Here is a 19,167-nt window from a genome sequence, read left to right as displayed (position 1 = left end):
GCAAAGCGCCGCCACTCTCAAAAATGTCCGTCAACACCGCCCACATAGGGAGATCCAGCATGACGTCGGGAAGAACCACCGCAACATCCGAGCTCGATGCTCGCATCCACGCCAATCAGCGCCAACTCGCGGCCGATATCCGACCGTCCTACGATTTCATCGTCTGCGGATCAGGATCATCGGGATCGGTGGTGGCGCGCCGTCTCGCGGAGACCGGCGACGCCTCGGTGCTGTTGCTCGAGGCCGGCGGGACCGATGACGTGCAAAGCGTCTGGGACCCGGCACAATGGCCGGCCAATTTCGGCACGAGACGTGATTGGGGTTTTGAAGCCTTGCCCAATCCGTCGCTCAACGGCCGTCGGCTGCCGCTCTCCATGGGCAAGGTGCTGGGCGGCGGCTCGAGCGTCAACGTCACCAATTGGGCGCGCGGGCATCGGAACGACTGGGACTATTTCGCCAAAGAAGCCGGCGATCCGGGTTGGGGCTATGATGCCGTCGTCGGCATCTTTCGCCGGATTGAGGACTGGCAAGGGGCGCCGGACCCCTTGCGGCGTGGCAAGGGTGGCCTCGTCCATGTCGAGCCGGCGCGCGATCCGCATCCTGTGGCGCCGGCCGTGGTGGACGCCGCCCGAACCGTCGGCATTCCGGCCTTCGACGATCACAACGGCCAGATGATGGAGGGCAACGGCGGCGCGGCCCTGTTCAATCTGCGCATCCGTGACGGCCGGCGCCAGTCAGTCTTTCGGACCTATGCCTATCCCTATATGGATCGGCCAAATCTGACCGTGCTCACCGGCGCCTTGGTGAGGCGCGTCCTTCTGAAGGGTAAAACCGCCGTCGGTGTGGCGTTTCTTCACAAGGGCGTTATCCATCGGATCATAGCGCGCTGCGAGACAGTTCTTTCGCTCGGTGCCATCAACACGCCCAAGGTGCTGATGCAATCGGGTATCGGCGATGAGGGCGACCTGACCGCGGCCGGTATTGAGGTGGTGCAGCATCTTCCGGGCGTTGGTCGCAATTTTCAGGACCACATCGCGGTTCCCTGTGTCTTCGAATATCGGACGCCGCTGCCGCTTCGCAACAGCGGCGGAGAAGCGACCTTCTTCTGGAAGAGCGATGCGTCGCTCGCCACCCCGGATTTGCAGGGACTCGTGGGAGAGTTTCCGTTCTCCACTCCGGAAGTCGCCCATTTCGCGCCGCCTCCTGGCTCGTGGACGCTGCTGGCCAGCCTTGCACGCCCTGGCAGCCGCGGCAGATTGCGGATCGCCGGGCCAAAGCCGTCCGATCCCATCGAGATCGTGGCCGGTACCTTTTCCGATCCCGCCGACATGAAGGTGTTGCTGCGTGGGGTCGAGCTGTGCCGCGAGATCGGCAATTCGTCGGCCATGAGGCCGTTCGTCAAGCGTGAGGTGATGCCCGGCAATCTGACGGGATGGGCACTCGAGAACTTCGCTCGCGATGCCGCCTCGTCAATCCATCACCAGACCTGCACGGCGAAGATGGGCCGCGATGAGATGTCCGTCGTCGACGATCGGCTCAAGGTCTACGGCATCGACAATCTGCGCATCGCAGATGGCTCGATCCTGCCGCAAGTGACCACCGGCAACACCATGGCGCCCTGCGTGATCGTCGGAGAGAAGGCCGCGGCGTTCATCAGAAAAGCAGCAACGCTCGCTGAAGAAAACGGGGCACGCCACATCCCGGCTTAACTATCAGTCCACCAAAGCGCCGGAGATCAGGCGTCGTGAGCCCCGACGCCTGATCTCGCCTTGGGGCGCACTGCTCAGTTCCCGGTGCGATCGAGTTCTTCTGAATGAGCGCCTGGCGGATGACCGAAGCGATGGCGAAATTTTCGGGCGAAATGCGTGTAGTCGCGAAAGCCGCAGTCATAGGCGATTTCGGCCAAAGGCTGGTTTGTTCCCGATGATATCCGGCACTGCACAAGGCGCGCGGCTTGATCCAGACGAAACGAAAAAATGCACTCGCTGCACGTCGAGCCGCGCTCCGTGAACAGCTTCTGAAGATAGCGCAGCGATATCCCCGCTTGAGCCGCGACCTCGTTGGGACCGAAATCCGGGTCGGCGGCGCCCTCCATGATGATGCCGCGGATGCGGCGGAACAACGTGTCGGAATGACGCGAGCCCTGCCACGGGTCGGACGGGCCAAACAGCGCGCCGACCAGATCGTAAACTGCCAGCTGCATGTAGGACTCGGCCGGCGACGAGGCCGATCCATCGGCCCGACCGGCATCACGAATAAGATCGAAGAGCAGACGTCCGGCAGACGTTCCTCCGGGCCGGCACATCCCGCCCTGTGGCTCGAATCCAAGATGGGATAGAAGCGACTGGCGTGGCAAATTGAGGGTGACGGTATTCCAGGCCTCGCTGCCATTGTTGGCGAAGTAGGTCGCCGGCCGAGCCGAATCCACGAATGCGACATCGCCCGGGGCAAGTTCGACGGCTTGATCGTTGTGGCTCATCGCAGAGTGGCCAGCGACCTGAAAGACGGCGAAGTAGTGATCTACGCTGTCCAGACGAGCGTCCCGATAGGTCCGCTCGATCCGCTCAGCGTTGCAACCCATGTTCAGTGCCATGAATCCACAGACATTAACGGGGGACACCCAACCGGCAAAGGCGTCGGGTCCGGAGCCTTCCGGATTGTAGCGCCCGCACATCGTTCGGAGCGTATCTCTCCACGCCTCGAAATCCAATTGTGGCGCTGCGATACCAGCGTCGCTTTGAAACATCATTGGCTCCATTTTTGTGGCTTCTCTGGCAACAAACGACTGGCCGTCGGTCTTTCTGCGGTTTGAACCGGCCAATCGCAGGGACGTGATGAATCGTGAGCGATGCTCAGCGACGTCTCGGCCTTAGCGAACAGCTCCCGCCAGTTCGCTTGACTGACAGGGACGCACCGCGGAGGCGGCGGCTTGCGCACCGCCTTTATTCGAAGCCGCGTCAGGCGCTTTGCCGCCCCGCAGCTTCCAGGATGAGCTGGGCAATCTCGTGCGGATGAGAAATCAGCGACAAGTGACTTGCCTTCACTTCGATGGTCTTTGCGTTCATGCGCTTGGCCATGAAGCGCTCGAGATCCGGGTTGATCGTACGATCCTCGGCCGAGACAGCGTACCAGCTCGGCTTCGAGCGCCAGGCCGCATTTGTCGTCTTTCCGGTGAAAAGCTTAGCTGAAATCGGTGCCTGGGCGGCATAAAGGATGCGCGCCTTCTCACGAGGAATACCGCCGGCGAAATCCCGCAGGAAAGCCTCCTCGGTGAGCTTGCCATAGCCTCCGGACCAGACGAGGCCGGCAGAGGCCGGCGGCGCCGCAAAAGTCTTGGCGAGTGCGGTATAGTCTTCGCCGGCGTCGGGTGCGCGCGCCGCGACGTAGACGAGTGAAGCGATCTTCGGATCCACCCCTGCCTCGGTGACGATCATGCCGGCAAAGGAATGTGCGACAAGCACGGTTGGTCCGTCCTGAAGCGCGATCGCGCGCCGCGTTGCCTCGACACCGGCCTGCAGAGTGGTCAGCGGATGTTGGACGGCGGTTGTGTTGAGGCCGGCCTTCTGAAGAATGCCAATTACCTCCGACCAGCACGAGCCATCGGCATACGCGCCATGCACCAGGACGACATTGCCAATTTTGGAGCCTGTCTGCGCTCGGGCCTTGTCGGCGCCGGCCAGCAGGGTTGTTGCCATTCCAGCGGCGAGCGCGGTCGAGAAAGTACGCCTATTGATCATGATTGTAGTTCCTTGGGAGGATAGCTGAGTTGAAATCAACTCGCATCGAAACTTCGAGCGAGACGAGCGGCAAATACATACCGCCCTACACAAGCTTCGCAGCCGGCCGAGCCTTCGTTACAGCCGTCACCGCTTCGTGATCGCTGCCACGTCTTTGATGGGAGGAGGTCCAGGATCTCTCAGCCCTAGGGCGGAGTCGCGCGCTTGCGAAACATCAATGCATACGGCCAGTGTCTGCAACACCGCTTGGCTGCAACCAAAACAGGGATCAGCACCATTGGCTGCCGCGTTCGCCCTTCGCGTCACACGAAAGTGTGCTTGTCTGCGTTTGGATCTGTCGAATCGCATTGGGGGTCGAAGCTCTATCGGGATAGGTCCATCAAGACCAATTTCGCGTTGATTTTGCGCGCCCTGCCCGACGTTTACATCTTCATGCCGCAGGGTGCCGCCAAGGGCCTGCCGCTGCTCGACCAAGCGCTAGCCATCGAGCCAGATTACGCGCTGGCGCACGGCTTCGCCGCCTGGGCGCACCAGACGCTGTTCATCCGCGGCGGCCTTCAAAGCGAGTACCGCGACAAGGCGGCCCGCCATGCGCATGCGGCGATCGAGCATGGGGCCGGCGACGCGATGGCGCTGGCGCTGGCGCTGGCCGGCTTCACCATAGGCCTAGTCGAGCATGATCGCAGGCTCGCAGACGAGGCGTTCTCGCAGGCCCTCGCCCTCAGCGCCTCGTGCGCCTTCGTCTATCATTTCGGCTGCATGCCAGTGGCCTATGGCGGCCAGGCGGCGCGCGCCATCGACTGGTGCGAGCAGGCGATGCGGCTCTCCCCGCTGGACGCCATGAGCTGCGTGCCGACAGGCAATGTCGGCTTCGGCAATTTTCTCTCCGGCCGGCACGAGCAAGCGGTCGCGGCCGGCCGCCGGGCTGTAGAGATGAATCCCGGCTTCAGCATCCTGCATGGCTGGCTGGCGGCGCCGCTGGCACGGCTTGGCCGCATCGAGGAGGGGCGGGCACGCGGCTGACGGCGCTCGACCCGCATTTCACGGTCGGGGGTTGGTCGGCCGCGGTCGGGATAGCGCCCAGCATTCTGGGTGAAGTTACCGAAGCTATGCAGTTGGCAGGTCTGCCGGACTAGAGCAATTCCAGGAAAAGTGTGAAACGGTTTTCCGTCCGGAATTGCTCACAACAGAGAGTTAGCCGCTCCAACCGCGGCATATCTTTCGGTGCAAGATCAATGATGTTCAGGGGGACGGCGCGTCGGGTTCGATCAACCCTTCGCGTTTCAGATCGGTCCACAGCGCTGGCGGAATATCCTCGCGCAGATAGGCCAAATTCTGTTTCAGCTCCTCGGCCGAGCGGGCGCCCGGGATGACACTCGACACCAGGGGATGGCCGAGTGGGAACTGGAGCGCCGCCGCCGGCAGCGAAACCTTGTGGCTGGCGCACACCGCCTCGATGCGGCGGACACGTTCGAGCACCGGCTCAGGCGCCGGCTTGGTGTTGAAGGTCGCGCCCTTGACGGCGCCCGTCGCCAGGATGCCGGAATTGTAGGGCCCGCCGATGATGATCCTGGTTCCGCGCTGCTCGCAGAGAGGCAGCAAGGTCGACAGCGGCTCCTGTTCGAGCAGCGTGTAGCGGCCGGCGAGCAGGAAATAGTCGAACGCTCCAGCCACGACGAAATCGGACAGCATCTGCCATTGGTTGATGCCGACGCCGACCGCCTTGATGACGCCTTGCGAGCGAAGTTCGTCGAGCGCCGGATAGGCGCCGTCCATGGCTTCCCGGAAGCGGCTCCGGGCATATGGATCCTCGCCTGCAGCAAAATGAATGGCCTCGTCGGGATCGTGGATCGAGACCATGTCAACATAGTCGATGCCAAGACGCTTCAGCGTGCCTTCGAGCGAACGCATCACCGCATCGCGTGAATAGTCGAACTCGGCGCGGAACGAACCGGGCTGGTCCCACAATGCCGGTTTCAGCTCTTCCGGCGGGATCGGCACGAGGTCGTAGCCGATCTTCGACGAGATGACGATGTCCGCGCGGGGTAAGGATTTGATCGCCAGCCCAAGCCGTGTCTCGCTGACGCCGAAGCCATAGACAGGTGCGGTGTCGAAATAGCGGATGCCGTTGTCATAGGCCGCCTGCGCGGTCTTGACCGCGGCGTCGGTATCGACGGCGCGGTACATGTTGCCCAGCCCGGTGCCGCCGAGCCCGATGGTCGTCACTTTCAAGCCGCCCTTACTGACAGCCCTGAACTCGATTTCAGCCATTTTCTCTTCCTATAGTCCGTGATCGTCCATTCGTGCCAGCCAGCGCCGTCTTCCCCGCCATTCAGTCGCAAAGGCCCGTCCTGAATTCGGCATCGAAAGACCATTGACACAAAAGTTGTCATATAACAATGTAACCAGATGACTAATGCTGCAACGCCTACAAAGGGACAAGGGAGGAACGCATGGACGACGAAACAAAGAAGCACACCGAGATGGTGAATGCCGCCATCTCGAGGCGCAGCGCTTTCGCGCTGGCCGGGAAGCTTGGCCTGGGCGCGGCTGGCCTCGCCAGCGGACTGGCGGGCGCAGGCTTGGCCGGGGGCATCAGCGCGGTCCGAGCAGCCGATTCATCGCCCGGCCTGCCGAAGAAGCCCTACAAATTCCACTTCGTCTGCCATGTGACTCTCGACCAGTTCTTCACCCCGACCGTCTACGGCATCCAGGATGCCTGCGCCGCCTTCGGCTGCAGCTACCAGTGGACCGGTTCGCAGAAGAACGTGGTCTCCGAAATGGTCAGTGCCATGCAGACCGCGATTGCGCAGAAATCGGACGGCATCGCGGTGTGCCTGGTCGATCCGACCGCCTTTGACGCCGCCACTGACATGGCGGCGCAGGCGGGTATCCCGGTCGTCGCTTTCAACGCCGACGTGGCGGTCGGCAGCCCCAACAAGCGCCTGTCCTATGTCGGCCAGCCGCTCTACCAGTCGGGCTACAATTCGGCGCTGAAGTGGTTGAAGCTGATCCCCAAGGGCGGCCATGTCATGCTGTCGATCGGCGTGCCCGGCTCGCTCAACACGCAGCCGCGTCTCGACGGCTATATCCAGGCGATCAAGGACTCCAACAGCGGCGTCACCTACGATGTCGTCAACACCGGTCCGGATCCGGCAACCGAGATCTCGCGTGTCGAGAGCTATTATCTCAGCCACAAAAACGTCAACGGCCTGTTCGGCACCGGCGGCTCCGACACCTATGCCTGCGGTTTCGTGTCCAACAAATATGGCCTGGTGAAGGGAGGCGGCGCGGTTGCCGGCTTCGACCTGTTCCCGCAGACACTGGACTTCATCAAGGCCGGCGATGTCAACTTCACCACCGACCAGCAGGCCTATCTGCAAGGCTTCCTACCGGTGCAGCAGATGTATCTCTACAAGCTCTCCGGCGGTCTCGTCGGCCCGGCCAACAGCGACACCAGCCAGGCCTATGTTACGAAGGACAATGTCGACGCCTATGTCGGCAAGTCGCGCTTCGAGGGTCGCAGCGACGTCGAGCCAACCTGACGCGGCCAAACCCGTGAAATACCTGCTCTCGCCGCGTCATTTGGGGTGATGTGGCGGGGGCGGCGACGGCTGCCGCTTCTTCGCCCATAGTTCGAAATCAGGAAGACAAGAGTGCCGCCCACAGAAACCAAGCCTGCGAAGAAGACCGGCGTCAAGGCTCCGCACACGATGACGGAAAGGCTGCTGATCCTTTTGTCCCGTTATCGCGAGGCCAGCATCGCCGTCGTCGCCACCGTGCTCGTCATCTATTTCCAGTTCGGCAGCGATGGCGGCTTTCTGTCGTCGCAATTCATGAGCGTCGTGCTGCGCGACACCGGCCGGCTTGGCCTGATCGCCGCGGCGGAAGTCATGCTGATGATCACCGGCGAGATCGACCTGTCGCTCAGCGCCATCTTCTCGATCGCCCCCTATGTCATGGCGCTGCTGTCGGTCACCTATGGTGTGCCGCTGGCCGTCGGCGCGCTGATCGGCGTGCTGATCGGAATATTGGTCGGCGCCATCAACGGCGTCATCACCGTGCGCTTCAAGGTGCCGTCGCTGATCACCACCGTCGGCATGCTGTTCTTCCTGCAAGGAATTGTCGTCTCAATCTACAACAGCCAGCCGATCGTGGCGCCGGTCGAACAGCCCTTCAACGCTTTCTTCGGCCAGAGCCTCTACCAGCCATCGGACGCGCTCTTGTCCTGGCACGGCATCACCGCCTTCACGCCCTTCCTGTGGGCGGTGGTGCTGGTTCTGGTGCTGGCGCTGGTGCTTTCCCGCACCACATTCGGCCTGCACACCATCGCAACGGGCTCCAACATAATCGGCGCGCGCGAGATCGGCGTGCGCACCGACCGCATGAAGATCTACAATTTCATGATCGCGGGCGGCTTCGCTGCCTTCGCCGGCATCATCAACACGGCGCAGTTCACCTCGGCCGACCCGCAGGCCGGCAGCCCCTTCCTCACCTTGCAGGCGATCGCGGCGGCGGTCATCGGCGGCACCTCGCTGCTTGGCGGCTCCGGCACCGTCATCGGCGCGCTGATCGGCGCCTTCGTCGTCGCTTCGCTCAACAACGGCCTGGTGATGATCGGCGCCCAGGCCACCGTGTCCGACATCTATCTCGGCGCGGCCATCATCGCGGCGATGATCCTATCGATCCAGGTCGACCGCCTGCGCACACGGAGGCGCGTATGAACAATCAAACAACCATTCCGCCCCTGGCTCCGGACGCATCCGTGGTGCTGGAGATGTCCAACATCTCCAAGAGTTTCGGTGCCGTCACCGCACTTGTCGACGTCTCGATCAAATTGCGCCAGGGCGAAGTCCTGGCCCTGGTCGGCGACAATGGCGCCGGCAAGTCGACGCTGATCAAGATCCTGTCCGGTTTCCACCAGCCCGACACCGGCACGATCGTCTCGCAAGGTAAGGAGGTGCGTTTCGCCTCGCCGCGCAATGCGCGCGCCCAAGGCATCGAAACCGTCTATCAGGACCTGGCTCTGATCGGCGACCTCAGCGTCTTCCACAATATGTTTCTGGGCCGCGAGTACCACAAGCGCTTCTTTGGCCTGAACCTGCTGGACAACAGGAAGATGCGCGAACAGGCGCAGCTCTATCTCGATACGCTCGGCATCTCGATTCCCAGCGTCAACAGCACAGTCGACCTCCTGTCGGGCGGGCAGCGCCAGTGCATCGCGGTCGCCCGCTCGATCTATTCGTCACCGAAGATCCTGGTGCTTGACGAACCGCTGGCGGCACTGGGCGTGCGCGAGAGCGCGCATGTGCTGGGCCTGATCCAGAATTTGCGCCAGCAGCGCCAGGTCTCGGTGATCCTGATCGTCCATAACTACAACCAGATTTTCGAAGTCTGCGACCGCATCAACTTCCTGCATTCGGGCGAGGTCGCGCTGGATGCGTCCACCGCTGACACCAGCGAGGAGGAACTGATCCGCATCGTCAAATCGGGCCTCGGCCGCAAGGCGATCGACGCCGCCGCGGCTGAAGTGCGGCCGGGCCCCGTATGAACCTGCCGGCAAGTCACGGCTGAACCAATCCCCGCCGGCCCGACCACGATCGGCCGGCCCCTTGCATGGGAGTGCTTGTTTTGACGTTCTCACCCACCGAACTGACCAGATCCCTTGGCCGTGGCCTGCTGTCCTTTCCGCTGACCTTTTTCGACGATGACGGCGGCTTCAACGAGGACAGCTACCGCGCCCATGTCGCCAGCCAAGGCGCTGCCGGCGCCAGCGGGCTGTTCGCCGCCGGCGGCACGGGCGAATTCTTTTCGCTGACGCTCGAGGAATACAAGCGCGTCGTGCGGGCGGCGTGTGACGAGGTGCCTGATCATTTGCCGCTGCTGGCCGGCGTCGGCTACGGCACGCATATGGCGGTCGAGTTCGCCAAGGCCGCCGAGGCCAATGGCGCCGATGGCTTGCTGGTGCTGCCCCCCTATCTGGTCAAGTCGGAGCAGGAGGGCTTGCGCCGGCACCTGACCGCCATCTGCCGCGCGGTTGGCATTGGCGTGATCGCTTATAACAGGGACAATGCCATTCTGACACCCGAGACGCTCGAGCGTGTGGCTCAGGATTGCCCTAATTTGATCGGCTTCAAGGACGGCGTCGGCGACATCGAGTTGCTTACCGCCACACGCTACCGCATGGGCGACCGGCTGGTCTTCATCGGCGGCATGCCGACGGCTGAGGTCCATGCGAGTGCGGCGGCCGCCATCGGCATGACGACCTATTCGTCGGCCATCTACAATTTCGCGCCCGAGATTGCGCTGCGCTTCTTCAATGCGCTGCGCGCCGGCCACAAGACGGAAGTCGACGACCTCATCCGCTCGTTCTTCCTGCCCTACCTCGCCATCCGCAACCGACGCGCCGGCTATGCCGTGTCGATAGTCAAGGCCGGTGCGCGCATCGCCGGCATCGATTGCGGCCCGGTCAGGTCGCCGCTTCTCGACCTGACCGATGATGAGGAGCGGCAGCTCGCTGATCTCATGCAGTCCTGCGAGATGCCGGTCGCGGAGCTGGCGTAGGGACGGGATGATTTGCTGGAGTGGATCGAAGACCGGAGTTGACGGCGCGCTACGATCGGGCCGAACCGTCGACCATGCGGCGATAGCGTTCCCGGCCAGCCTCCAGATGCTCGCGCAATGTGAAGCGGGCGGCTTCGACATTCTGCCGCTCGATGGCCTGATAGATGCGGCGGTGCTCCATCTGGACTTGTTCCAGATAGTGCCGCCGCTGCTCCGGCGTTTCGTCGCGCGGACGCATCAGCTGGCGTGGAATGACGACGGGTCCGAGAAAATGCATGAAGCGTTCGAAATAGGGATTGCCGGTGGCCGAGGCGATGGCCCGATGGAAGGCAAAATCCGGCTCGATGGCGCTCTCTCCCGCCGCGATCGAGGCATCGATGGCGTCGAGGCAGTCGCGCATGCGGGCAAGGTCGCAGTCGCTGCGTTTCTCGGCGGCGATGCCGGCGGCTTCCTGTTCCACCGCCAGCCGGAGCTGCAGCACGTTCTGGACTTCGGTCAGCGAGTGCAGCTCGTCGGAGACGATGCGAAACGTGGTGTTGGCCTGATGGTCGGCGACGAACACGCCAGAACCCTGGCGGCTGAGGACGAGCCCTTCCGATCGAAGAGAAGCCATGGCTTCGCGGATCACCGTGCGGCTGACACCGAATTGCGCGATCAGTTCCTGCTCGGTCGGCAGTTTCTCGCCGCTCGTCATATGGCCGGCACGTATTTCGCGCGCAAACCAGTCGGCAACCTGCGCCGTGCGGCTGATCTGCGGGGGAAGGCCAAAGGAACGTTTCATTGCCACCAAAGCAATAAACAAACCGGCGTCCTTGGCAACTGGTTATTTATACGGTGATATGATGACATTTGCGGGATCCTCGCCACGACCAGTCTTCATTCGCCTTGCCATATCAGCGCGAACATGTCCGCGGTCTCAGCGAAAGGACTGGATGTGATGCTGAGCGACAAACCGGTCCTGTTGACCGGAGCCTCCGGCACGATCGGGCGCCTGCTCTCAGTCCGGCTGGCGGCGCTGGGCTGGACCTTGCGGCTCACCGATGTCGTGCCGTTACCGATCCCGCTGCCGCCAAACGCAAGCTTCACCATCGCCGATCTCGAAGATCAGCAGGCGGTGAACGATCTGGCGGAGGGTTGCGGCCTGATCCTGCATTTCGGCGGCATCTCCACCGAGCAATCCTTCGAGACCGTGCTTGGCCCCAATTTTCGCGGCAGCTTCCACATCTACGAGGCGGCACGCAGCCAGAAGGCGCGGGTGGTCTTCCCGTCTTCGGTCCATGCGGTCGGCCTCTACGAGCGGACGCAGATCCTCGATCAGGACTGCCTGCTCAGGCCCGACGGCTATTACGGCCTGTCGAAGGCCTATGGCGAGATGCTGGCGCGGCTCTACTTCGACAAGCATGCGGTGGAAAGCGTGTTGATCCGCATCGGCTCGGTGCTGCCGGAGGTTCCGGACGAGAGGATCCTGTCGACCTGGATCTCTCACGATGACTTTGTCCGACTGATCGAACGTTGTGCCGACGCGGAGCGGGTCGATTGCTCCGTCATCTGGGGCCAGTCCAACAACAGCCGCGGCTTCTGGCGGCACGATGCCAGGCTGAAGCTCGGCTGGGCGCCGCGAGACAGTTCCGACAGCCAGACCGAGCGGGTGCGCGGCAAGGTGACTGATAATCCGGTGGTCGAGCGCTACCAGGGCGGCAAGTTCATTGTGGTGGACTACAGCCGTGCAGACTTTCCGCCGCGTTCGATGTTCCCGGACGACTAGGCCGTCACCGCCGGCAGCGGGCCTCGCCCGGCGATCAAATCCGCCGCCTTCTCGGCGATCATGATCACCGCTGCATTGGTGTTCGAAGACACGATGCTTGGCATGACCGAACTGTCGCAGACGCGCAAGCCTTGCAGCCCACGCAGGCGAAGCTCGGGATCGACGACGCTCCCGGCATCGCCGCCCATGCGGCACGTGCCGACCGGGTGGTAGGCGCTGCGGCCATGTTCGCGGGCGAAGGCTTCGAGTGCTGAGCGTCCCTGCATGGCCGAACCCGGAAGATGCTCGCGGCTAATGTATTTGGCGAAGGCCGGCTGCGACAGTATCTCGCGGCTGATCTCGATACCGTCGATGGCGCGTTCCAGATCATAGCGTTCGGCAAACGGGTTGGGATCGATGATTGGCGCATCGCGCAGATCCGCCGACCGCAGCGTGACGCTGCCGCGCGAGCGGGGACGGACATGGTAGCTGTTCAGCGTGCAGCCATTGCCGCCGGGCACCGAGCCGATGCCTTCCTCGACGCCGGCGCCGGGCAGGAAATGGAACTGGATGTCAGGTGTTTTCTCCGCGCGGTCGCCCCACCAGAAACCACCGGCTTCGACGATGTTGGAGGCCACGGGTCCCTTGCCGAACAGCGCATATTCGAGGCCTGCGACCACCTGCCAGCGTTTCTTCTTGTAGCGGTCGATGCCGTGCGGTCCGTTGAGCTCGGCGACGACGTCGACATCCATATGATCGTGCAGGTTCTGGCCGACTGCGGCGAGATCATGGACCACCTTGATGCCGTGCTCGCCGAGATGCGCAGCCGGGCCGATGCCCGACAGCATCAGCAGTTTGGGTGAACCGATGGCGCCGGCGGTAACGATCACCTCGCGCTCGGCGCGCAAGAGCTCAGTGCGGCCGTTGACGATGACCTCGACGCCGATGGCGCGGCCATTCTCGACGACGATGAGGCTGACCGTGGCGTCGGTGCGCAGCGTCATATTCTTGCGACCAATCGCCGGCTTGAGATAGGCGACGGCCGTGCTCGAGCGTTTCCCCTGACGCGTCGTCGTCTGGTAGAATCCGGCGCCTTCCTGCTCGCCGGCATTGAAATCGGCGCGGAAGGGAAGACCGGCCTGCTGCGCCGCCTTGACGAACACCCGGGTCAGCGGATGCGGGGCGCCGCTTGAAACGCCGAGCGGGCCATCGATGCCGTGCTCACGACCGGCGAAGGTGTCGTTGCCCTCGGAGCGGATGAAGTACGGCAGCACCTCGGCGTAGCTCCATCCCGTACAGTCATCATCAGCCGCCCAGCCGTCGTAATCCTGCGGGCAACCGCGCGTGAACACCTGGGCATTGATCGAGGAGCCGCCGCCCAGCACGCGCGCCTGCGGATAGACCATGGTGCGGCCGTCGATCGCCTTGCCGGGGGCGGTATCATAGCCCCAGATCAGCGGCCCCGACGTCATCTTGAAGAAGCCGACCGGCAGATGGATGTAGCGATCGGTGTCGGGCGGGCCGGCCTCGAGCAAGGTGACCGAGACGTCCGGATCCTCGCTCAGCCGGGCGGCCTGAATGCAGCCGGCCGAACCGCCGCCGACGATGATGTAGTCAGACATTCTCACTCCCTTGGCAGCGCGAAATCATCGCCCTGCTCTGCTGCGCAACGTCTCAAGTCGCTTGTGCCGCGTCAAGAGAAAGGGTATGGTTATCGTGTTGAAGGGTTGTCGTACAAGTGGAGGAGCTTGGCAACACGTCGATCGGAGGCCCGGCCGCGCTCCCCGCGCATGCCGCCGGGCGGGAAACAGATTTCAATCGGGAGGTTTGAACATGAAGGACAGGACAGATTTTACGCTTTCGGTCAGCCGCCGGACGCTGATGATGGGCGTCACCGCCGGCGTGGCGGCGCTCGCCATGCCGAGGGTCTTACGCGCCCAGGAAAAGCCGACGCTGGTGACGTCGATCCGCTCGCTCTCAAACCCCTATCATGCAGTGTGGAAGACCGGGGCCGAGGCCTACGCCAAATGGGCCGGACTCGAACATGTCACGCTGGTCTCGGAAGGCAACAGCGAGAAAGGCATCGCCGACATCAAGGCGATGCTGGCAAAGACTGGCGGCAACATGGTGCTCAATTCCGATCCCAACGACACGCCGGATGCGCGCCCTATCGTCGAAGCCTGCGCCAATGCCGGCGCCTATGTCGTGACGCAGTGGAACAAGCCGGCGGATCTGCATCCGAAGGACTTCAACCCGAACTATGTGTCGCACATCGAGTTCGACGGCATCGCAAGCGGCAAGACCATTGCCGAGATCCTGTTCAAGACCATCGGCGGCAAGGGCGGCATCGTCGCGCTCGGCGGCCTGATCTCGACCACGGCGGCGATCGAACGCAAGAAGGGCCTCGACGCGGCCCTTGCCGCCAATCCCGACATCAAGCTGCTCGACTTCCAGGTCGCCAACTGGAAATCGACCGAGGCCTTCGACCTGATGGGCAACCTGCTCACCCGCTTCGGCGACGACATCAAGGGCATCTGGGCCGCCAATGACGACATGGGCTCCGGCGCGCTCGAAGCGCTGCGCGCCGAAAACCTCGCTGGCAAGGTGCCGATCGTCGGCGTCGACGGCATCAAGACGGCGGTTGATGCGGTGCGCACCGGCGAATTTGCCTGCACCGTCACCTCCGATCCGTTCTGGCAAGGCGGCATGGGTCTCGCCATCGGCTACAACGCCAAGATCGGCAAGTTCGATCCGACCAAGGAACCGCCGGAACACCGTGAATTCTACGGCAAGGCGGTGCTGATCTCGCACGACAATGTCGAGGAATATTACAAGACCAATGTCGACGCCAAACCGGAGATCGACTGGAACGATCTGTGGGGCCGGGTGACTGGAGCCATCCGCACCTGAGCGCCGGGCGGGCCGCTGCTCCCTGGCGGCCCGCTCCCCTTTTCAGCAGACGGGAAGCGGTTTCTTGACAATCCATACAGAACCCCTGAAGTCCGTTTCGGACATCGAGCGGACAACGCTTATGACATTGATCCCCGGCCGTATCGCCGCTGTGTTCGGTGGCAGGCGCTGGCGCAGCCTGGCGCCGCTGGCGGTACTGATCGTGCTCTGCGTACTGATCGCCATCGCCAATCCCAACTTCATCGAGCTGCGCAATCTGGTGCGGCTTGCCAACTCGGCCGCCGTGCCGCTGACGCTGGCGATGGGGCTGACCTTCATCATCCTGATGGGTAGCATCGACCTTTCCGTCGAAGGCACGCTTTCGGTCTCGGCCATGGTGGTGGTGCTGCTCGCCGCCAATGACGCGAACGGCAATGACTATGGCTGGTGGGCCGTGCTCGCCGCCGTGATTGCAGGCACCGCGATGGGCCTGCTCAGCGGTCTCGTCCAGACCATGCTGCGCATACCATCCTTCATGGCGACACTCGGCATGTGGTTCATCGGCCTCGGCCTGTCGGTCTATATGCTGGGCGGCTCGGCGATCCGCCTAAACGACGCCTCGATCCGCGACCTTGCCTTGCATCGCTTCTTCGGCCTGCCGCTGGCGGTCTGGGTCGCGTTCGCAGCCTTCCTGCTCGCCGCTGTCATCCAGTACCACACCAAGCTCGGCCGCCACATTCTGGCGATCGGCGGCGACGAGGATGTCGCCAAGCTCTCCGGCGTCAACGTAACCCAGGTGCGCATCACCGCCTTTGCGCTGGCCGGTTTCTTCTTCGGCATATCAGGCGTGCTTGCCGCCGCGCAGCTTGGCCAGTCCCACGCCGTCATCGGCGACGGCAGGCTGTTTGCCGCCGTCACCGCCGTGGTTGTCGGCGGCACGGCCCTGACCGGCGGCGAAGGCGGTGTCGTCAACACGCTGATCGGCGTGCTGATCGTCACTGTGCTTGCCAACGGCATGATCCTGCTCGGCATCTCGCCCTACATCCAGCAGACCGTGCAGGGCCTGATGATCATTGCCGCGGTGGCACTGTCGCTCGACCGCGTGCGCCTGCGGATCGTCAAGTGAGCGCCATGCTGAACGCCTCCCACATCATCAAGAACTTCCCCGGCGTCCAGGCCTTGCGCGACGTGTCAATCGAGGTGCGGCCCAACGAAGTGGTCGGGCTGATCGGCGAGAACGGCGCCGGCAAATCGACGCTGATGCGCGTGCTGGCCGGCAGCTACCGGCCCGATGGCGGCAGCCTGACACTGGACGGCGAGCAGTTTCGCATGCGCAGCCCTCGCGACGCCGCCAGGCACGGCATCGGCATGGTGTTCCAGGAGCAATCGCTGGTGCTCAACCTCTCGGTCGCCGAAAACATCTATCTCGGCGATGAAGACCGTTTCACCCGCTTCGGCATCGTCAACTGGCGCGCTATGAACGCGGCGGCGCGCCGGCAGCTGGCCAAGATCGGCATCGACATCGACGTCACCCGGCGCATCTCCGAACTCACCTTCGCGGCGCGCCAGATGGTGGAGCTCGCCAAGGCGCTGACCTTGGAGGAAGTGGTCGAGCGGCCGCTGCTCATCCTGCTCGACGAGCCGACCTCGGTGCTCAACGCCGCCGATATCGAGGTGCTGTTCGCGCGCGTGCGCTCGCTCAAATCCCGCGCCAGCTTCGTCTTCGTCTCGCACCGCCTCGACGAGGTGCTGGCGATATCAGATCGCGTCTACACGATGAAGGATGGCGCTGTCGTCGCCGAACATCGCGCTGCCGATGTCACCGCGCCGGAGCTGCACGAGATCATGGTCGGGCGCGGCCTGCAGGCCGAATATTATCGCGAGGCCCGCCAGCAAGCGCCGCGCGACACCGTCATGGTCGAGGCCAGGGGATTGGGCGCCAACGGCGCCTATCACGGTGTCGACCTCAAGATCAGGGCCGGCGAGATCGTCGGCATTGCCGGCGTCGTCGGCTCGGGCCGCGAGGAGGTGACGCGCACCATCGGCGGCTTCCTCCAGCACGATGCGGGCGAGATGAAGATCGCCGGCGACACAGTGCGCTTCGGCTCGCCGGAACCGGCGGTGCGCAAGGGTATCGGCTATGTGCCGCGCGAGCGCCGGCTCGAAGGGCTGGTGATGTTTCTGTCGATCGCGGAGAACATTTCGCTCGCCGATCTTTCCAGCGTCATGCGCCATGGCGCCATCGACTATGGCAAGGAGCGCCGGCTGGCAGCCGACTGGATCAAACGGCTGCGCATCAAGGCGCCCGGCCCCGATGCCGCCTGCCGCAAGCTCAGCGGCGGCAACCAGCAGAAGGTGGTGCTGGCGCGCTGGATGACGGCCGGCTCGCGCATCCTGGTGCTCGACCACCCGACGCGCGGCCTCGATGTCGGCGCCAAGGAGGAAGTCTACGAACTGGTACGCGATCTCTCCGCGCAAGGCGTGGCGATCCTTTTGATTTCCGACACGCTGGAAGAGACGATCGGCCTGTCGCACCAGGTGCTGGTGATGCGCGACGGCGAGATCACCGCGCGCTTCGACGCCAGCCCGGGCAAGAAGCCGAACCAGGTTGATCTACTGCGAGCGATGGTATGAACCGATGAGTGAAGGCTTTTCCATCAGGCAGGTGTTCGAAGGCAAGTGGACGCAGGGCGCCATCCCGCTGGTCCTGCTGGTCGCGCTTTTGCTGATCATCGAACTCGCCGCGCCCGGCTTCCTGACCGGCGAGACCGTAGCGCTGCTCTTCGCCAACACCGCCGTGCTGTTCATCCTGGCGACCGGCGTCACCTTCGCCATCCTGCTCGGCGGCATCGACCTGTCGATCCAGGCGGTCGCCTCGCTGGCGAGCGTCATCCTGGCGCAGTTGCTGCCCTCGCTCGGGCTTGCCGCCTTCCCGGTGGCGATTCTGTCCGGCCTTGCCTTCGGCACGCTGAGCGGCATCGTTCATGTCAAGCTGCGCGTCCCGTCCTTCGTGGCGACGCTCGCCACCGGCGGCGTGGTCACGGGTCTGGCGCTCTGGGTTTCCGACGGCCGCGCCATCACCATCGAGGAAGGTGGCCGCCAGAACACCGCCTGGATCAACGCCACCGTCGCCGGCGTTCCAGTGGTGGTGCTGATTTCGGCGGTCATCGGCATCGCCGCCTTTCTGGCGCTGCGCTACACGCGCTTCGGCCGCCAGGCGATCGCCGTCGGCGCCGGCGAACCGGCCGCCTGGGCGGCGGGCATCAATGTCGACCGCACCAAGATCATCGCCTTCGCCGCCTCCGGCATGCTGGCCGCTGTCGCCGGCGTGGTGCTGGCGGCAAGGCTGTCGAGCGGCTCGCCGGTGCTTGCCAACCAGCTGCTGCTGCCGGCCATCGCCGCCGTCATCGTCGGCGGCACCGCCATCACCGGCGGGCTGGGCGGCGTTGCCCGCACGGCGGTCGGCGCGCTGATCATCTCGATCGTGCGCATCGGCATGACCTTCGTCGGCGTCAATATTTTCTTGGAAAACATGGTGTTCGGCGCGGTGCTCATCGCCGCCGTCGCCATCACCATCGACCGCAGCAAGATCGCGGTCATCAAGTGATCCCGCCTCCCAAGCAAGCGCGGACAGGACGGGGTCGCATCATAAACTCGATGCGGCCCCGCCCGATCAGATCGTTACATCGTGTCGAGGCCGATCAGTTCGATCTTGTAGCCGTCCGGGTCTTCGACAAAGGCAATGTGGGTGGTGCCATGCTGCATCGGCCCGGGCTTGCGCGGAATCTTGGCGCCGCGCTTTTCGAGCTCGGCGCAGACGGCGTAGATGTCGTTCACGCCGAGCGCCAGATGGCCGAAGCCGGTGCCGATCTCATAGGGCTCTTCCCTGCCCCAGTTCAGCGTCAGTTCGACGACGGCCTCCTTGTCCTCCGGCCCATAGCCGACAAAGGCGTTGGTGAACTTGCCGCCGGGATAATCGTCGCGGCGCAGCAAGGTCATGCCGAGAACCTCGGTGTAGAAGGCGATCGACTTGTCGAGGTCGAGCACCCTGATCATGGTATGCATATAGCGAAAGCCCCGGGCGTCGCTCATTGGGAAAATCCTCCGAATTCAGTGATTTGCTGGTCTGATCATCCACATCAAACAGGTGTTGGGAACGCGGCCTCGCTTGATGTTCTAAATCAGGGTTGTATGATAACACGACAAGAACAGTGCTTGTCCAGTCGTTTTACC

At 63.5% G+C, this 19,167-nt stretch carries 17 protein-coding genes; 11 read left to right on the top strand and 6 right to left on the bottom strand.

Annotated features, from left to right (window positions below; all coding sequences use genetic code 11):
• Positions 1-59: 59 nt before the first annotated feature.
• Positions 60-1,709 (top strand): GMC family oxidoreductase N-terminal domain-containing protein, encoded by a 1,650-nt coding sequence (locus tag FJ936_RS28370; protein WP_141907294.1) that lies wholly within the window; start codon positions 60-62, stop codon positions 1,707-1,709.
• A gap of 74 nt (positions 1,710-1,783) precedes the next feature.
• Here FJ936_RS28370 and FJ936_RS28365 read toward each other — a convergent pair whose 3' ends face one another.
• Both FJ936_RS28365 and FJ936_RS28360 read right to left on the bottom strand, forming a co-directional pair.
• Positions 1,784-2,749: a helix-turn-helix domain-containing protein gene (locus tag FJ936_RS28365; protein WP_210245832.1), complete on the bottom strand. Its 966-nt coding sequence runs from the start codon at positions 2,747-2,749 to the stop codon at positions 1,784-1,786.
• Between the two features lie 208 nt (positions 2,750-2,957).
• Entirely contained in the window at positions 2,958-3,740 is a 783-nt protein-coding gene (locus FJ936_RS28360) for an alpha/beta hydrolase (RefSeq protein WP_140789513.1), read from the bottom strand.
• A 315-nt stretch (positions 3,741-4,055) separates the two neighbouring features.
• Between FJ936_RS28360 and FJ936_RS28355 the strand changes: the two genes are divergently transcribed.
• The gene (locus FJ936_RS28355; RefSeq protein WP_246680568.1) at positions 4,056-4,760 is read left to right on the top strand and encodes a hypothetical protein; all 705 of its coding nucleotides are present in this window, start codon (positions 4,056-4,058) and stop codon (positions 4,758-4,760) included.
• Positions 4,761-4,979: 219 nt separating this feature from the next.
• On the opposite strand, the gene FJ936_RS28350 is transcribed toward FJ936_RS28355, so the two are convergent.
• Positions 4,980-6,008, bottom strand: coding sequence for an aldo/keto reductase (locus FJ936_RS28350; protein ID WP_141907292.1), 1,029 nt, complete (start codon positions 6,006-6,008; stop codon positions 4,980-4,982).
• 182 nt (positions 6,009-6,190) lie between these two features.
• Here FJ936_RS28350 and FJ936_RS28345 point away from each other — a divergent pair, with 182 nt between their 5' ends.
• The 4 genes from FJ936_RS28345 to kdgD all read left to right on the top strand — a co-directional run bounded on the left by FJ936_RS28345 (position 6,191) and on the right by kdgD (position 10,301).
• Positions 6,191-7,282: a sugar ABC transporter substrate-binding protein gene (locus FJ936_RS28345; RefSeq protein ID WP_141907291.1), complete on the top strand. Its 1,092-nt coding sequence runs from the start codon at positions 6,191-6,193 to the stop codon at positions 7,280-7,282.
• Between the two features lie 111 nt (positions 7,283-7,393).
• Positions 7,394-8,461, top strand: coding sequence for an ABC transporter permease (locus FJ936_RS28340; RefSeq protein WP_141907290.1), 1,068 nt, complete (start codon positions 7,394-7,396; stop codon positions 8,459-8,461).
• On the top strand, positions 8,458-9,288 hold the full coding sequence (locus tag FJ936_RS28335; RefSeq protein WP_141907289.1) for an ATP-binding cassette domain-containing protein: 831 nt from the start codon (positions 8,458-8,460) through the stop codon (positions 9,286-9,288). Before FJ936_RS28340 ends, FJ936_RS28335 begins: the two co-directional genes overlap by 4 nt.
• A 65-nt stretch (positions 9,289-9,353) precedes the next feature.
• The gene (gene kdgD, locus FJ936_RS28330) at positions 9,354-10,301 is read left to right on the top strand and encodes a 5-dehydro-4-deoxyglucarate dehydratase (protein ID WP_141907288.1); all 948 of its coding nucleotides are present in this window, start codon (positions 9,354-9,356) and stop codon (positions 10,299-10,301) included.
• A 49-nt stretch (positions 10,302-10,350) separates the two neighbouring features.
• Here the strand turns inward: kdgD and FJ936_RS28325 are convergent, their stop codons facing one another.
• Positions 10,351-11,082, bottom strand: coding sequence for a FadR/GntR family transcriptional regulator (locus FJ936_RS28325; RefSeq protein WP_141907287.1), 732 nt, complete (start codon positions 11,080-11,082; stop codon positions 10,351-10,353).
• 156 nt (positions 11,083-11,238) lie between these two features.
• Here FJ936_RS28325 and FJ936_RS28320 point away from each other — a divergent pair, with 156 nt between their 5' ends.
• Complete coding sequence (locus FJ936_RS28320) at positions 11,239-12,066, top strand: NAD(P)-dependent oxidoreductase (protein WP_246680567.1); 828 nt, start codon at positions 11,239-11,241, stop codon at positions 12,064-12,066.
• Here FJ936_RS28320 and FJ936_RS28315 read toward each other — a convergent pair.
• Positions 12,063-13,667, bottom strand: coding sequence for a GMC family oxidoreductase N-terminal domain-containing protein (locus FJ936_RS28315; RefSeq protein ID WP_141907285.1), 1,605 nt, complete (start codon positions 13,665-13,667; stop codon positions 12,063-12,065). The genes FJ936_RS28320 and FJ936_RS28315 overlap by 4 nt on opposite strands.
• 211 nt (positions 13,668-13,878) lie before the next feature.
• Between FJ936_RS28315 and FJ936_RS28310 the strand changes: the two genes are divergently transcribed.
• From FJ936_RS28310 to FJ936_RS28295, 4 genes are all read left to right on the top strand, one after another.
• Complete coding sequence (locus FJ936_RS28310; RefSeq protein WP_141907284.1) at positions 13,879-14,955, top strand: sugar ABC transporter substrate-binding protein; 1,077 nt, start codon at positions 13,879-13,881, stop codon at positions 14,953-14,955.
• A 121-nt stretch (positions 14,956-15,076) separates the two neighbouring features.
• Positions 15,077-16,060: an ABC transporter permease gene (locus FJ936_RS28305; protein WP_140789321.1), complete on the top strand. Its 984-nt coding sequence runs from the start codon at positions 15,077-15,079 to the stop codon at positions 16,058-16,060.
• A gap of 5 nt (positions 16,061-16,065) precedes the next feature.
• Positions 16,066-17,568: a sugar ABC transporter ATP-binding protein gene (locus tag FJ936_RS28300; RefSeq protein WP_141907326.1), complete on the top strand. Its 1,503-nt coding sequence runs from the start codon at positions 16,066-16,068 to the stop codon at positions 17,566-17,568.
• Between the two features lie 4 nt (positions 17,569-17,572).
• A complete protein-coding gene (locus tag FJ936_RS28295) occupies positions 17,573-18,541 on the top strand; it encodes an ABC transporter permease (RefSeq protein ID WP_141907283.1) in 969 nt (322 codons plus the stop codon).
• Positions 18,542-18,615: 74 nt separating this feature from the next.
• Here FJ936_RS28295 and gloA read toward each other — a convergent pair whose 3' ends face one another.
• Complete coding sequence (gene gloA / locus FJ936_RS28290; RefSeq protein ID WP_141907282.1) at positions 18,616-19,026, bottom strand: lactoylglutathione lyase; 411 nt, start codon at positions 19,024-19,026, stop codon at positions 18,616-18,618.
• Positions 19,027-19,167: the final 141 nt, after the last annotated feature.

The sequence above is a fragment of the Mesorhizobium sp. B2-4-13 genome (assembly GCF_006658535.1).
GTDB classification, from domain to species: Bacteria; Pseudomonadota; Alphaproteobacteria; order Rhizobiales; family Rhizobiaceae; genus Mesorhizobium; species Mesorhizobium australicum.
This window is presented reverse-complemented; position numbering and strand designations above follow the sequence as displayed.